14 protein-coding genes are annotated in these 15031 nt (G+C 64.6%); 8 read left to right on the top strand and 6 right to left on the bottom strand.

Annotated elements, in window-relative coordinates; all coding sequences use genetic code 11:
• The first annotated feature begins 11 nt into the window (after nucleotides 1-11).
• Together NLM33_RS04310 and NLM33_RS04305 are read left to right on the top strand one after the other, a co-directional pair.
• Nucleotides 12-1496, top strand: a complete 1485-nt coding sequence (locus NLM33_RS04310; RefSeq protein WP_254094900.1) for a PLP-dependent aminotransferase family protein — start codon at nucleotides 12-14, stop codon at nucleotides 1494-1496.
• Nucleotides 1497-1563: 67 nt separating this feature from the next.
• Complete coding sequence (locus tag NLM33_RS04305; RefSeq protein ID WP_254094899.1) at nucleotides 1564-1809, top strand: DUF6719 family protein; 246 nt, start codon at nucleotides 1564-1566, stop codon at nucleotides 1807-1809.
• An 8-nt stretch (nucleotides 1810-1817) separates the two neighbouring features.
• Here the strand turns inward: NLM33_RS04305 and NLM33_RS04300 are convergent, their stop codons facing one another.
• On the bottom strand, nucleotides 1818-2183 hold the full coding sequence (locus NLM33_RS04300; RefSeq protein WP_254094898.1) for a hypothetical protein: 366 nt from the start codon (nucleotides 2181-2183) through the stop codon (nucleotides 1818-1820).
• A 36-nt stretch (nucleotides 2184-2219) separates the two neighbouring features.
• Complete coding sequence (locus NLM33_RS04295; RefSeq protein ID WP_254094897.1) at nucleotides 2220-2384, bottom strand: hypothetical protein; 165 nt, start codon at nucleotides 2382-2384, stop codon at nucleotides 2220-2222.
• A gap of 409 nt (nucleotides 2385-2793) precedes the next feature.
• Here NLM33_RS04295 and NLM33_RS04290 point away from each other — a divergent pair, with 409 nt between their 5' ends.
• Nucleotides 2794-3006, top strand: a complete 213-nt coding sequence (locus tag NLM33_RS04290; protein ID WP_371929898.1) for a hypothetical protein — start codon at nucleotides 2794-2796, stop codon at nucleotides 3004-3006.
• On the opposite strand, the gene NLM33_RS04285 is transcribed toward NLM33_RS04290, so the two are convergent.
• On the bottom strand, nucleotides 2996-3544 hold the full coding sequence (locus tag NLM33_RS04285) for a CreA family protein (protein WP_254094896.1): 549 nt from the start codon (nucleotides 3542-3544) through the stop codon (nucleotides 2996-2998). The two genes, NLM33_RS04290 and NLM33_RS04285, sit on opposite strands and share 11 nt — an antisense overlap.
• A 209-nt stretch (nucleotides 3545-3753) precedes the next feature.
• On the opposite strand from NLM33_RS04285, the gene NLM33_RS04280 reads away from it, so the two are divergent.
• From NLM33_RS04280 to NLM33_RS04265, 4 genes are all read left to right on the top strand, one after another.
• Complete coding sequence (locus NLM33_RS04280) at nucleotides 3754-5364, top strand: L,D-transpeptidase family protein (protein ID WP_254094895.1); 1611 nt, start codon at nucleotides 3754-3756, stop codon at nucleotides 5362-5364.
• Between the two features lie 86 nt (nucleotides 5365-5450).
• On the top strand, nucleotides 5451-6011 hold the full coding sequence (locus NLM33_RS04275) for a glutathione peroxidase (protein ID WP_254094894.1): 561 nt from the start codon (nucleotides 5451-5453) through the stop codon (nucleotides 6009-6011).
• A 162-nt stretch (nucleotides 6012-6173) separates the two neighbouring features.
• Nucleotides 6174-7160, top strand: a complete 987-nt coding sequence (locus tag NLM33_RS04270; RefSeq protein WP_254094893.1) for a polysaccharide deacetylase family protein — start codon at nucleotides 6174-6176, stop codon at nucleotides 7158-7160.
• Between the two features lie 9 nt (nucleotides 7161-7169).
• Nucleotides 7170-7721, top strand: a complete 552-nt coding sequence (locus NLM33_RS04265) for a dihydrofolate reductase (RefSeq protein WP_254094892.1) — start codon at nucleotides 7170-7172, stop codon at nucleotides 7719-7721.
• A 185-nt stretch (nucleotides 7722-7906) separates the two neighbouring features.
• Here the strand turns inward: NLM33_RS04265 and NLM33_RS04260 are convergent, their stop codons facing one another.
• Both NLM33_RS04260 and NLM33_RS04255 read right to left on the bottom strand, forming a co-directional pair.
• Complete coding sequence (locus tag NLM33_RS04260) at nucleotides 7907-8359, bottom strand: DoxX family protein (RefSeq protein ID WP_254094891.1); 453 nt, start codon at nucleotides 8357-8359, stop codon at nucleotides 7907-7909.
• Nucleotides 8360-8505: 146 nt separating this feature from the next.
• Nucleotides 8506-10818, bottom strand: a complete 2313-nt coding sequence (locus NLM33_RS04255) for an NADP-dependent malic enzyme (RefSeq protein WP_254094890.1) — start codon at nucleotides 10816-10818, stop codon at nucleotides 8506-8508.
• A gap of 251 nt (nucleotides 10819-11069) precedes the next feature.
• Here NLM33_RS04255 and NLM33_RS04250 point away from each other — a divergent pair, with 251 nt between their 5' ends.
• Nucleotides 11070-13043 carry a hypothetical protein gene (locus NLM33_RS04250; RefSeq protein WP_254094889.1) on the top strand — a complete coding sequence of 658 codons (1974 nt, stop codon included), beginning with the start codon at nucleotides 11070-11072 and terminating at the stop codon, nucleotides 13041-13043.
• A 156-nt stretch (nucleotides 13044-13199) separates the two neighbouring features.
• On the opposite strand, the gene aspS is transcribed toward NLM33_RS04250, so the two are convergent.
• Nucleotides 13200-14972: an aspartate--tRNA ligase gene (gene aspS, locus NLM33_RS04245; protein WP_254094888.1), complete on the bottom strand. Its 1773-nt coding sequence runs from the start codon at nucleotides 14970-14972 to the stop codon at nucleotides 13200-13202.
• Nucleotides 14973-15031 lie beyond the last annotated feature (59 nt).

Genomic DNA, 15031 nt, shown 5'->3' with positions numbered 1-15031 from the left:
GTTCCAATTCCATGCGAAAAATTCCAACCAATTCGAAGCCGTCCCCGAAAGCCCCGCCGCGCAAGGCCGAGCTGCCGCTCGATTTCGCGGGAGCGCACATCACGGCGAGTGCCTCCTCGGCGCACCGACTCTACCAGGCGCTCTGCCACGCGATCGTGGAAGGCCTGGTCAAGCCGGGCGAGCCGCTGCCACCATCGCGAATGCTGGCCAAACAGACCGGTTTCCGGCGCAATGCCGTCGTGACGGCCTATGAGCGGCTGATCGCCGACGGATTTGCGGAAGCGACCGTCGGTTCCGGGACATTCGTCGCCGCAAAAATTCCCGCCCGCGCGAGCGATACCCGCAAGGCGAAGATCACAGTCGAGGCCCCGCGGCAGGGCACGCTGGCACTCGGCTGCACCCATATCGACGAGCGCTCGCTGCAACGCTTCCGCGGCTTTGTCGGCCGGCGCATGCGCGCCTTTGGCAGCGAACATTTGCACTACGGTGATCCGCGCGGCAGCCGCGAGCTGCGCGTGGCGGTCGCCGATCATCTGCTCTCGGCGCGCGGCCTGCGCTGCGATCCCGACCAGATCATGCTGACGTCGGGCACGCTGCACGGCTTACGCATCGTGCTCGGCGCGATCCTCAAGACCAACGACCAGATCTGGTGCGAGGATCCCGGCTACCCCACCGCGCGCGCGACGATCCTCCATTGCGGCTATCGCGCCGTTTCCGTGCCGGTCGACGAGCACGGGCTGTGCGTTGCCAAGGGCCGCACGGCGGCAGCAAGGGCGCGCGCGGCCTATGTCACGCCGTCGCATCAATTTCCGCTGGGCGTGCAGATGTCGATGCCGCGGCGGCTCGAGCTTCTCGACTGGGCGAAGGAGGCCGGCGCCTTCGTGCTGGAGGACGATTACGACAGCGAGTTCCGCTATGACGGCGCGCCCCTGATGTCGCTTGCCGGCATCGATCGACTCGAGCGCGTGATCTACATGGGCACGTTTGCCAAGACACTGTTTCCGGGCCTGCGTATTGGCTATTGCGCGCTACCGGAGCGCTTGATCGGCACGGTCGCGACGGCGCGCGCCGCGCTCGACCGCTTTCCCGGTACACTGATGGAAGGCGCGGTCGCGGACATGCTCAATTCCGGCGCCTTCGCCGCGAACCTGAAACGCGTGCGAAAACTCTATCGCGAGGCGCGCGATGCCCTGGCTGAGACGCTCCAGGCCGCGTCCGACGGCCGGCTGTCTGTTCCCGTGCCCTCGCAGGGCCTGCATCTGGTCGCGCGGTTCGAGCCGTCGGTGGATCTGCGCATCGCGGCGCAGGCCAAGCACGCGGCCGGTGCGGAAGGCTGGCTGCTTGCCGACACCTATGCGCGCTCCCGTCCCCTGCCCGGTTTCGTCCTCGGCTTTTCCGGCCATTCGGTTCCGCAACTGGTGGCGTCAGCCGAAAAGCTCGCGACGCAATCGCTGGCCGCGCTTCGCGGTAGCGACAAGCCGGCGCGGCGCGCGTGACGAAGGTTCACTATGAGAATCGCGCGCGGCTTTCTAACATCGCCACATCGAGGCCGGGATTTTCGTCATGACCCATTTTCGCGCGACGTGCGTGTGCGCGCTGTTTGCCGTAGCAACAATATCGTTGGCGCGCGCCGACACGGTTGGTCGCGAGCAGGACATCGTCGGCTTGCGGCTTGGCCAGCGCGTGATGGTCGATGACGGTACCTGCCCGGCCGGGCAAATCAAGGAAGTGCGCGGTGCAAAGATGACCGCAAACGGCATCACGCCGACACGCACCTGCGTGCCGCGATTTGGACCGAAGTCGAAATAGCTTGCGGGCTACTTCGCCGGGTCGAACATGCACTGAAGGGTCGGCTTGGCGATCTTGGTGAAGGTCGGTCCGATCTCGGACTGCTTCGCAACCGGCACCCATTCGTTCTCGATGGTCGGCACACCGGTCTCGCTGATGCCGCGAAGCAGCGCCTCGCGCAGGTCGCGGTCCTCAACCACGGCGGCGGCATGATCATGCAGGCAACCGCAGACTTCCTCCGGATGCGCCCAGCGCCCGAGCATGTGCGGCGCGCATTGGCGCACGAAATCGGTGCGCGGATCCGGCAACCTGTTGGGAGAGCGCACCTGAGCCTGAGCCGCGGTGATCGTCACGAGGGACGCGAGGAAAGCTGCGGCGCAGATGCGAAACATCATTGGCTTTTCTTGATCTTGCTGGACTTTTTCTTGCGATCAGAGACGCGCGGCCATCACGATCGGCTGAGACACCTTGGCCCCAACCGGCGAGCCGCTATAGGCAAAGGTCCCGACGCCCGGCAACCCGCTGTCGCTCGTTCCGGCCAGCGAGGACCCGGCGAGGACGAAGCCCAAAGCAAGGATGAAGCTGAGCGCCCGCATGTGAAGTCTCCAGTTCCCCGCGGCTGTGCGCCGCTACCGCTGGTGGGGTTGATAACCATGAGCGGTTTCCGCCGTGATGCGCGAAAACGGGAAAATGGTTTCATCTTCGTGAGAATTGTTTCGTCGGCGCGGATGCGACGAAACATTAAGTCAAAAACCCCAATCATTTCAGTGAAGTCGTCCCGGTGTCGACGGCTGCGTCTCACCGGCCTCTCCGACGCTCCCGCAGCCATCGCGCGTCCTGGCGTCACTGTCCCGAAGCAGACACTTCACACGCATTTTACGTTTCTCTGCTGAAGAGGAGCGCAAAAGAAGCGCGAAGTTCCGCTGAACCGGGGACGTGCCAGCGACGACCGAAGCCTTCGAACAGTAACAAGCCCGGCACCAAACCGAGGCTCAGGGTTGAGGTATGGCCATCATGATGGCGTCAGATCGCGCAATGCCGCGCGAGGCGGACCAGAGTTCGGACCGCGCCAACGAGAGACCCAGGCAGCGCAGCGCCACCGGCGCGATGGCGCTGCAATCCGATCGCGGCTATGAGGCGGCACCCCAAGGGTTCGTGCGGCTGACCGGCTCGCATCTCGCAAAGCCGCGCGTCAGCCGCAGTCTCGTCACTGAGTGAAGAAGTCGCCACATTTCTGAATGCTGGTATCCGTCGGCCCCCACGGCATGATCGGCACGGTCGAGGTCGAGTTCTTCGGCGAGCCCTCGATCAGCCTGTCCGAATAGACCATGTAGACCAGCACGTTGCGCTTGGTATCGCAGCCGCGCACGATCTGCATCTTCTTGAAGAACAGCGAGCGGCGCCTGCGGAACATGTCGTCGCCCTGCTCCAGCTTGTCCTTGAACTTGATGGGACCGACCTGCCGGCAGGCGAGCGAGATGTCAGACACCTCCTCGGCGAGCCCCAACCAGCCCTTGAAGCCGCCCTTCTCCGGCACCGTGAAATGACAGGCCACGCCCTCGACTTCGGGATCGTCGAGGCCGTAAGTTGCCAGCTTGTCGTTCGGGCTCAGCCATTTGAACACGGTGGAGCGGCGGAAGATCAGATCGGGCTCGTCGGCGGCTTGGGCAAAGCTGGCCGGCATGGCCACGAGCAGGAGGAATAAAGCGAGGCCTTTCAAGCGTATGCCGGAAAGACCGGGGAAACGAGATGACATGAAGTTCTCCGGTGACAAGTCCCCGCAATGTAGGGATGCGAGGGCTGATCAGGAAGGCGACCAGCGCATCCCCGCGGGTGCCGTTTACCCCTCCGTGAGGCTTTTTTGCTACGGCTCGGGCAAATTGTACCTGATGGCAGAACCGCCGTGCTGGTGAACGCGTATTCCCCCTGCGAGACTAACTACTGATTTGGATGATGGATTCGACGATGAATAGCGTGAACGGGGCCGGTTCTTCTGCCGCAAAGGCGCGGTTGTGGCGGGTCGCCATTTTGACGGCGGCGGGTGCGATTGGCACCACGACCCATGCGGAAGCCGCAATGTATTACTGGTCGGACTATACCGACGGTTCTTACTACCACCAGCCGCAGCCGCGGATCGAGCGTGCGAAGCCGCGCAAGCGCGGCGCTGTCCCGGGCAAGAAGGAGATCGCGGAGAAGGAGACCGGCGCCAAGCCGCAAGGCCCTCTCGTCATCGCCATCTCGGTCGACCGGCAGAGAGTGACGGTCTACGATTCGAACGGCGTGTTCGCGGAATCGCCGGTGTCGACCGGCATGAAGGGCCATCCCACGCCGATGGGCGTGTTCAGCGTGATCCAGAAGCACAAATTCCACCACTCCAACATCTATAGCGGCGCACCGATGCCGTTCATGCAGCGCATCACCTGGTCGGGTGTCGCCATGCACGCCGGCGTCCTCCCCGGCTATCCCGCCTCCCATGGCTGCATCCGCATGCCGATGGCGTTCGCCGTGAAGATGTGGAATTGGACCAAGATGGGCGCGCGCGTGATCGTGACGCCCGGCGAGATGACGCCGCACAGCTTCTCGCATCCTCTGCTCGCGAGCCTGCGCGTGCCGCCGCAACCCGCGGCGAGCCTCGAGCAGCCATCGACGACCGTCGCCGACAAGTCGGACAAGGGCGCGCCCGAGGCAAAGTCTCCTGAGAGCAAGGTCGAAGAGACCAAAACCAACGAGGTCAAGAGCGCGAGCGCCGAGCCGGTGATGGAGCTGCGCTCGACCGTCGGCCACACCGTGATGTCCGACGCAACAATCGGCAACGCGATGGCGCGCGAGGAAGCCCCCGCGGACAAGGCCGCTCCTAACGAAGACGCGAAGACGGACGGCGCGAAATCTGCTGACGCGTCCAAGCCTGCTGCGCGCGAGACGACCAGCACCGAAGCCAAGCCCGAAGCTGTGAAGGTTGACGTCGCCAAGCCTGAACCCGCAAAGACCGAAGCGACCGAGGCCAAGAAGCCCGATGTTGCCGTGACGGCACCGACGCCGGCGCAGCCCGCCGCCGATGCGAAAAAGGATCAGACCCGCGTCGCCGAGCCGGCCCCAAGCGCAAAGCCGGAGCCACCGAAGCGTGCTGGCCAGATCGCGGTGTTCATCAGCCGCAAGGATTCCAAGATCTATGTGCGGCAGAACTTTTCGCCGCTGTTCGAAGCGCCCGTGACGATCGCAGCCAGCGACCGTCCGCTCGGCACGCATGTCTTCACCGCGGAAGTCGACAAGAGCGACGCCAACGCGCTGCATTGGTCTGTGGTGTCGCTGCCCGTCGCCGTCCGCTCTGTGGAGCGTGACGACGACAGCCGCATGACGCGCCGCCAGCGCATGGCCGGCGTCATCCCGATCGCCGCAAAGCCCGTGATCACGCCGGACAGTCCGGCCGAGGCGCTCGACCGCATCTCGATCCCCGCCGACACCATGGCGAAGATCAACGAGATGCTCACCACCGGCGGCTCGATCATCGTCTCCGACCAGGGCATCAACCAGGGCGAGACCGGCGAAGGCACGGATTTCATCGTCCGTCTGCGCTGATCGCGGAGCGCATAACGCGGTATTGAGCGCGCGCGGTCGCGTGCCCGGAGTATGATCCGTCCCCGGATCAACTTGGGGACATAGCCATGCTGAACCGCAGGACAATGCTCGCCGCGATCGCGAGCCCCGTCGCGACTCGCGCTCTCGCGCAAGGCGCGATGAGCAAGATCTCGGCTTACGCCTTCTCCTTCCCCGCGCTCTCCGGCGAGGATATCCGGCTTGCCGCTTTTACCGGCCGGCCGCTGATGATCGTCAACACCGCCTCACTCTGCGGCTACACTCCGCAATATACCGGCCTTCAGGAACTCTGGAGCGAGTTCCGCGAACGTGGACTGACCATCATCGGCGTGCCCTCCAACGATTTCGGCGGCCAGGAGCCGGGCGGCGTGACGGAGATCTCGGAGACTGCCCATCACCAATACGGCGTTACCTTCCCGATCGCCGCCAAGGCCGTCGTGATCGGTCCCAGGGCCCATCCATTCTACAAATGGGCCGCTGAAGCCCGGCCACGCGAGGTTCCGCGCTGGAATTTCCACAAATACCTGATCGGCCGCGACGGCTATATCGCCGAGGTGTTCGCCTCGGCGGTCGAGCCGACCGACACCCGCGTTAAGACCGCGGTCGCCAAGGCGCTCGCGGATAGCTGAGCTGAACTCACGCGCTTGGGCACAATTGCCCAGCGGAGCGAAACAGCCGTTGCCTTGGTGATGGCCCACCATCTAGGCTAGGATCGTCTGGGGCGGACAGGTTCGGACAGGGGCAAAAAAGCTACGGCCGAACAACGGGATCAATCTATCGAGGACAACATCATGCGCGTTGCGGCAGGACTGATTTTGGCGAGCGCAATCTCTCTTGCGATGGCGAGCGCCGCATGGTCGCAGACCCCGGCCGCGAAGCCCGCGGCAGCCACGCAAGCTGCGCCCGCCGCAGCACCGGCGGCAGCTCCTGCACCCGCCGCAGCCGCCAGCCCGTCACCGGCGGCACAAGGCGCCCAGCCGGCACGCGCCGCCTGCAGCAATCCCAATGCGCTCGGCGTCGCCCGCACCGTCGAGATCGACACCACGGGTGGCCCGGGCTTCGGCTTCGAGCACTTCAAGGAGCTCGACTTCCTGCGCGACCACGAGGTGGTGCTGACCTTCGACGACGGCCCCTGGCCGAACAACACGCCCGCGGTGCTGAAGGCGCTGGCCGATGAATGCACGACCGGCATCTTCTTCCCGATCGGCAAGCACTCGACCTACGAGCCGGAGATCTTGAAGAAGGTCTACGCCGCGGGCCACACCGTCGGTTCGCACACCTGGTCGCACGCCAATCTCAACAACAAGAAGCTCACCGACCAGCAGAAGAAGGACGAGATCGAGAAGGGCTTCTCCGCGGTGAAATGGGCACTCGGCGGCATCTCGCCCTCGCCGTTCTTCCGCTTCCCGGCGCTGCAACATCCGCCGGAGATGGTCACCTATCTCGGCAACCGCAACATCGCGATCTTCTCCTGCGACCTCGACTCCTTCGACTTCAAGGCCTCCAAGCCGGAGAAGGTGATCGACACCGTGATGAAGAGGCTCACCAAGCTCGGCAAGGGCATCATCCTGATGCACGACTTCCAGAAGCACACCGCCGAGGCCCTGCCCGCGCTGCTCACGCAGCTCAAGGCTGGCGGCTACAAGGTCGTGGCGATGCGCGCGAAGAGCCCGGTGTCGACGCTGCCCGAGTACGACCAGGAGCTGCTCAAGGACGTCAAGCTGCCGACGGTGAGCCAGCGCCCGGTCAACAGCGTCGTGACGACCGTTTCCGAATAGTCGTCACACTTGTCTTTCCGTTTCGAAGGTTACGTCATCGTCTCGGCGGACGGCATGCTTGCCGACGCGCGGCACGTCATGCCCGACAGCCTGAAGTTCGAGGGCGACAAGCGGTTCTTCGAGGAGGCGCTCGATCGCGTTGCGCTGATCGTGCACGGTCGGCACTCGCATGAGGGACAGCCGAATTCGCCCAAGCGCAAGCGGCTGATCCTGACCCGCAAGATCAAGGCTCTCACCGTCGATCCGGAAATGCCGAACGCGACGCTTTGGAACCCGGAGCACGCGAACTTCGAGGACGCGTGCGCCTTCGCCGACGTCGCCTCCGGCACGGTGGCGATCATCGGCGGCCCCGTCGTGTTCGACATGTTCATGGACCGCTACGACACCTTCTGGCTCTCGGAAGCCCCGCAGGTACGCCTACCCGGCGGCGAAGGCTGTTTCACGGACGTGCCCGCACGCACGCCGCACCAGGTGCTCGCGGCCCATGGGCTCAATCCCGGCGCAAAGCTGATGCTCGAAGCTGCCCATGACATCACCGTCACGCCGTGGCGGCGGAGGTAGCGCAGCGCCCTCGCCCTGCGGCGGTGCGATAATGTCGAAAACAACCCCATGCAAAGTAGCCGACGACAATCGGCGCTGCGCCCGGTAGATTTCGTCAAGCCATTGATGTATCGGAAAAATCAGGCGCGCGGCCGCCAGATCAGCCCTGTCACTCCCAGTTGCACGCCAGATGTCGTGATGCGACGCTACACGTCGCCGTAGGCCGCCTCGACCGGGCGCGTGCCGCGACCGTAGCCCATGATCATGAACAGCGCGCCGATGATCGACAGGTTCTTCAGCGCATCCACCAGCATCTTGCCATTCTCGGGCGGGGCCTGGTTCCAGAAGTCGTAGAACAGGAACGTCGCAACCGCGACATAGATGATCAGCAGCATCGCGAAGAAGCGCGCGCCGAAGTTCAACGCGATCATCACCCCCGCGATGATCTCGAGCCCGCCGACGGCGATCGCCAGCAGCTGCGGCGTCGTCATGCTGGTGGCCTGCTCGACCTGCTGCGCATAGGGCGCGATCATCTCGGGAACGGTGACCTTGCTGGCGATGAAATCCGCGGTCGTCTGTATCGCGAACAGCTTCGTCGCGCCCGTATAGATGAACAGCACGGCGAACAGGATTCGCCCGAAAGTCACGAACGCTGGCATGGTCGGCCTCTTGGCAAAACTTCTGGCGCGGGACGCTGACGCGATTATGAAGAGTCCGCAGACGGTTTTCAAACAGGGAAATGTCTTCCCCTCTCCCCTTGTAAAGTGAGAAGGGTTTGCAGCTTCAATGTGGCTAGGCTACGCGCTTACGTAAACAGGGTCGGCTGCTGCCGGGCTGCGCGCTCCTGCGCTTCCACCACGGCCACCGCCGTCATGTTGAGGATGCCACGCGCGGTGACACCGGGCGTGAGGATGTGGGCCGGGCGCGCCGGGCCGATCAGGATCGGCCCGACGGGAAGCGCGTCGGCCAGCACCTTGATGGTCTGGTAGGCGACGTTGGCCGCGTCCAGCGTCGGCATGATTAGGATGTTGGCCTCGCCTTCCAGGTTCGAGTGCGGCAGCACCAGCTTGCGCGCCGCGCCCGAGAGCGCGGTGTCGGCCTGCATCTCGCCATCGGCCTCGATCTCCGGATGCTTCTCCTTCAGGAGCTGCGTCGCCCGGCGCATCTTGCGCGAAGTGTCCGTATCGTAGCTGCCGAAATCGGAATGTGACACGAAGGCGACCTTCGGCTTCAGCGCGAAGCGCTGCACGTGGATGGCCGCGAGCGCCGCGATCTCGGCCAGCTCCTCCGCGCTTGGATTGGGCCGCACCTGGGTGTCCGCAATGAAAAACGCGCCCTTGGTGGTGATCATCAGCGCCAGCGCCGCATAGTCGCTGATCCCGCTCGAGAAGCCGATGATCTCGCGGACGTGGCGCAAATGGCTCATGTAGCGCCCCTCGACGCCGCAGAGCATCGCATCCGCCTCGCCGCGCCCCACGGCAAGCGCCGCGATCACGGTGTTGTTGGTGCGCACCACGGTGCGCGCTCCCTCCGGCGTGACACCGCGGCGGCCGGCGACCTCGACATAGGACTGCACATAGGAGCGGTAGCGCGGATCGTCCTCGGGGTTGATCAGGTCGAAATCCTTGCCCGCCTTGATCGACAGACCGAAGCGCTTGATACGCGCCTCGACCACCGAAGGACGGCCGACCAGGATGGGACGCGCGAGCTTCTCCTCCAGCACGACCTGCGTGGCGCGCAGCACGCGCTCGTCCTCGCCCTCGGCGTAGATCACCCGCACCGGCTGGGTCTTGGCCTTGGCGAACATCGGCTTCATGACGATGCCGGAGCGGAAGGCAAAGCGCATGAGCTGGGCAGCATATTCGTCGAAATTGGTGATGGAACGCGTCGCAACCCCTGATTCCATCGCGGCCTTGGCGACCGCCGGCGCAATGCGCAGGATAAGCCGAGGATCGAATGGGCTCGGGATCAGCGAGCCCGGGCCGAAGCCGCCCGCCTCACCGGTATCGAAGCTGCCTTGCGAGACCGCGTCCGACGGCGCCTCGCGCGCGAGCTGCGCGATGGCATCCACGGCGGCGTGCTTCATCTCCTCGTTGATCGCGGTCGCGCCGACGTCGAGCGCGCCGCGGAAGATGAAGGGGAAGCAGAGGACGTTGTTGACCTGGTTCGGATAGTCGGACCGGCCGGTGCAGATCATGGCGTCGGGACGCGCTTTCCGCGCCTCCTCAGGCATGATCTCAGGCGTCGGGTTCGCAAGCGCCATGATCAGCGGATGGTCGGCCATCGCCTTGGCCATGTCGGGCGTCAGCACGCCCGGTGCCGAGAGCCCGATGAAGATGTCGGCGCCGCCGATCACGTCGCCGAGCGTGCGCTTGTCGGTCTTCTGGGCATAGACCGCCTTCCAGCGGTCCATCAGCGTGTTGCGCCCGTCATAGACGAGGCCGTCGATGTCGCAGACCCAGATGTTCTTGCGCTGCGCGCCCATCGAGACCAGGAGATTCAGCGTCGCGATCGCCGCCGCCCCTGCCCCCGACGCAACGATCTTGACGTCCGAGAGCTTCTTGCCGTTCAGCCGCAAGCCATTGGTGATGGCGGCGGCGACGATGATCGCGGTGCCGTGCTGATCGTCATGGAAGACCGGGATCTTCATGCGCTCCTTCAGCCGCGCCTCGATCTCGAAACACTCGGGGCCCTTGATGTCCTCGAGATTGATCCCGCCGAAGGTCGGCTCCAGCGCCGCCACCGTCTCCACCACGCGCTCGATGCTGTCGGCGGCGATCTCGATGTCGAAGACGTCGATGCCGGCGAATTTCTTGAACAGGACCGCCTTGCCTTCCATCACGGGCTTGGACGCAAGCGGTCCGATATTGCCGAGGCCCAGGACCGCGGTGCCGTTGGAGACCACGGCGACCAGGTTGGCGCGGGTCGTCAGCGTGGCGGCTTCGGCCGGGTTCTTGGCGATCTCGGTGCAGGCAGCCGCGACGCCCGGCGAATAGGCGAGCGCGAGGTCGCGCTGGTTGGCGAGCGGCTTGCTCGCCTGGATCTCGAGCTTTCCGGGACGCGGCAGACGGTGATAGGCCAGCGCCGCCGAATGCAGATCTTCAGAATAGGACGACATGCCGTGCCTCGCCTCGCGTTTTGCGGCCCCAAACCTGTTTCCTCCGACCGGTCCGCGCCCTCACGGCACGTATTCCGGGTCGTGGAAACGGGATGAAGCACGGCCGGCGCCCGTGTGGCAACATCCGATTGCATCCCCATCAACAGGCCGTGCCGTCAAATATTTGAAAACCATAGCTTTCCCTGGACCGCGCGGCGTTTCGCGAATATGGCAGGTTGTTCCGCCCCGAGCCAGCAACTGGAGCTGACCGCATGAGACGAGTCCTGATCGGCCTGATTGCACTTGCCTTGCTCGCAGGCGGGGGCTGGCTCGGCTTCAATCTCTACGCTCAGCACCGCGCCACGGCCGAGGTCGAGGCCGCGTTCGACCAGATCCGCAGCCGCGGCGGCAAGGCAAGCCATGGCAAGGTGGCGTTCGACGTGGGGAGCCGGACGCTGATTGTCGAGGACGTTACAGTCGAGCCTAGCGACCAGCTACAGGCACAGATCAAAATCGCCAGCATCAAGGGCACAGGCGTCCGCCTCGACGCGACGAATTTGTCGACAGCGAGCATCGAGGTCTCGGGCTGCGAGCTCGCGTTCGAGACCTCCGAGCCGGCAGGCACGACGAAAATAAGCTATCGGGCACCCCAGATCACGATCCGCGACTATTCTGGCCCGGCCCCTGCAGTGAGTTCGCCGGCACCAGATTCGTTCATCGACCTAGCCCGCTTCGCGCTCGCGCAATTCGGAAGCGTAACCGCCTCGTCCATCGTCGCTCCCAGCATCACCCTCACGATCGACCCCGCCCCAAAGGACTCCTCGCGAGGTGAACTTGCCTTCGCCGACCTTGCCGTCGAGCGCCTCCACGAAGGCAAGGTCGATACCATCAAGGCCGACCGCCTCGCCTTCAGCGTTCGCGTGCGCCAGATGGGCGATGTCGAGAAAGCCGACGGCAAGGCTTCCAACGTCGTGATCAGGGACTTCGATTCGGGAGCAATCGCTGCCATCCTGGCCCCGCAGAAGGTCAATGACGACCGCTATCACCGCCTGTATCGGCAGATCGCGGCCGGGCCTTACGAGGTCACGACAGGACGGGGCAATCATACACAGGTCGAGAGCATCCTCTCAGAGGACTTCGGACTGCAGCCGTCGAAGCTGCGCCTTTCGGAGTTCATCGCCGCGCTGCCATCCGACCGGACGGTAGCGCCGACGGCCGCGCAGGCTGACGCGATGCTGGAGTTGATCGCCAGCTTCTACGAGGGGACTCGGGTCGGCAACGCGCAGACGCGCGGCATCTCGGTTCAGTCGCCGAAAGGCTCCTTCAAGCTGTCGTCAATCCACTACAGCCTGGAGAACGGCGAGGCCGAGTTACTATTCGAGGGGCTGGATAACCAGGCACCGGCGGGGCAGTTTCGGTTCGACCGGTTCGCACTCAAATCCTTGAATGCGGCGCAGGCCATCCGTCTCGGCGCGGAGCTTCAGCGGGCGCCAACGTCTGATCGGGCTCTCGGCCTATTCCGGATGCTCAGCGGCTTCGAGATGAAGGGATTTGCTGCCGCCTACCCCGACACGAGGAAGCTGCTGACCATCGACACGCTCAGCCTCGATTGGGGCCAATTGATCGGCTCGATCCCCAGCAAGGCAAACCTGATCGCCAAGATGGTCGTGCCGACCGATCCGAACAACTCCACTCAGTTGCCGCTCACCACGGCCGGCATCGACAAGCTGGCGGTCGATCTCGATCTGGGCGCCGCCTGGGCCGAGTCATCGAGCAGTTTTTCGCTTGCACCTGCGACCATCGACCTCGGCAATCTCGCCAAGGTACAGGCCCGCCTCGCGCTCGCCAACGTGCCGCGTGAGGTGTTCTCGTCCGATCCCGCACAGGTCATGAGCAGGGCCGAACAGATCAATGCCGGAACAATCGAGTTTTCCCTGCACGATAACGGCGCTGTCGATCTTGCGGTTGCGCAACTTGCGCGCATGCAAAACGTCAGCCGCGACGCCGCGCGCCAAGCGATTATCGACAGCATCCGCGCGACCCACGAGCAGGTCGATGCATCCAATCCGGACGCAGGCGCAGCGGTGGAGGCGATCGCTCGCTTCGTCGAGACGCCCGGCCAGACGCTGTCAATCAAGCTGACACCGCTCGGCAAGGTCCCGGGCATTCAGCTAATGCAGCTCCTGAACACCGAGCCGATCGTCGCGCTGGCGCAATTCCGGATCGAGGCGTCGACGGGGCTGTAGGTCGGGCGGTTGCGGTCTCGTGTCCCGGACGCGCTGCAGCGCGCGAGCGTTGCTGCGCAGAGCCGGGACCCAGAAAGCCTGTGTTTGCCGAGACGTGGGCCCCGGCTCAGCAGCGCACCACTGCGTGCTGCGCTGCGTCCGGGGCACGAGACCAAATCACTTCTGCGGCAGGTTCACCCGCACGTGCAGCTCGCGGAGCTGCTTGGTCGTGGCTTCCGACGGCGCGCCCATCAAAAGGTCCATGGCCTGCTGGTTCATCGGGAACAGCGAGATCTCGCGCAAATTCGTGGTGCCGCAGAGCAGCATCACGATGCGGTCGACGCCTGCGGCCATGCCGCCATGCGGCGGCGCGCCGTACTGGAAGGCGCGGTACATGCCGCCAAAACGCTCGACCACTTCCTGCTCGCCATAGCCCGCGATCTCGAACGCCTTCACCATCGCTTCCGGCACGTGGTTACGGATGCCACCAGAGGCGATCTCGTAGCCGTTGCAGGTGATGTCGTACTGGAACGCCTTGATGGTCAGCGGATCCTGGCCCTTCAGCGCCTCAAGCCCGCCCTGCGGCATCGAGAACGGGTTGTGCGAGAAGTCGACCTTCTTGTCGTCCTCGTTGTACTCGTACATCGGGAAGTCGACGATCCAGGCGAGCTCGAACCGCTCCTTGTCGGTGAGGTTCAACTCCTCGCCGACCTTGTTGCGGGCCAACCCTGAGAACTTCCAGAACTTGTCGGGATCGCCGGCGACGAAGAAGGCGGCATCGCCCTCCTTCACGCCGAGCTGAGTGCGGATCGCAGCCGTGCGTTCCGGCCCGATGTTGTTCGCAAGCGGGCCTGCGCCCTCGCCGCCCTCGCGCCACATGATGTAGCCGAGGCCGGGCTGGCCTTCGCCCTGCGCCCAGGAGTTCATGCGATCGCAGAAGGCGCGGCTGCCGCCGCCTGCGGCCGGGATCGCCCAGACCTGGTTCTTCGGGTCTTCGAGCATGCGCGCGAACACCTTGAAACCGGAGCCGCGGAAGTGCTCGGAGACGTCCTGCATCTCGATGGGGTTGCGCAGGTCCGGCTTGTCACTGCCGTATTTGAGCAGCGCTTCCGCGAACGGAATCCGCCGCCAGCCCTTCGTCACGGGCTTGCCCTTGGCGAACTCCTCGAACACGCCGGTGATGACCGGCTCCATCGCCGCGAAGACGTCGTCCTGCGTCACGAAGCTCATCTCGACGTCGAGCTGGTAGAACTCGCCGGGCAGGCGGTCGGCACGCGGGTCCTCGTCGCGGAAACAGGGCGCGATCTGGAAGTAGCGGTCGAAGCCCGACATCATCAGCAGCTGCTTGTACTGCTGCGGCGCCTGCGGCAGCGCGTAGAACTTGCCGGGATGGATGCGCGACGGCACCAGGAAGTCACGCGCGCCCTCCGGCGAGGACGCGGTCAGGATCGGCGTGTTGAACTCGAAGAAGCCCTGCGCCTTCATGCGCTGACGCATGGAATCGATGATCGCGACGCGCGTCATGATGTTCTGGTGCAGCTTCTCGCGGCGCAGGTCGAGGAAGCGGTATTTCAGGCGGATGTCCTCGGGATATTCCTGGTCGCCGAACACCGGCAGCGGCAGGTCGCCGGCCGGGCCCAGCACCTCGATCTCGCTGACATAAACCTCGACCTTGCCGGTCGGCAGGTCGTCATTGTCGGTGCCTTCCGGGCGGCGGCGGGCCTTGCCGTCCATCCGCACCACGTATTCCGAGCGCAGCTTCTCGGCCAGCGAGAACGCCGGCGAATCCGGGTCCACCACGCACTGGGTCAGGCCGTAATGGTCGCGCAGGTCGATGAACAGCACGCCGCCATGGTCGCGAACGCGATGGACCCAGCCGGAAAGGCGGACCGTCTCGCCGATGTGGCTCTCGCGGAGCGCGCCGCATGTATGTGACCGGTAGCGATGCATGGTAGTCCCAAAATGATGTCGGAGGATCGAATCGGACGACCCAAAAGGCCGGTCCGAAG

Source organism: Bradyrhizobium sp. CCGUVB1N3 (assembly GCF_024199925.1).
In the GTDB taxonomy this organism is placed as follows: Bacteria; Pseudomonadota; Alphaproteobacteria; order Rhizobiales; family Xanthobacteraceae; genus Bradyrhizobium.
Note: the sequence above shows the minus strand (reverse complement) of the source record. Positions and strands in the feature narration are given on the sequence as shown.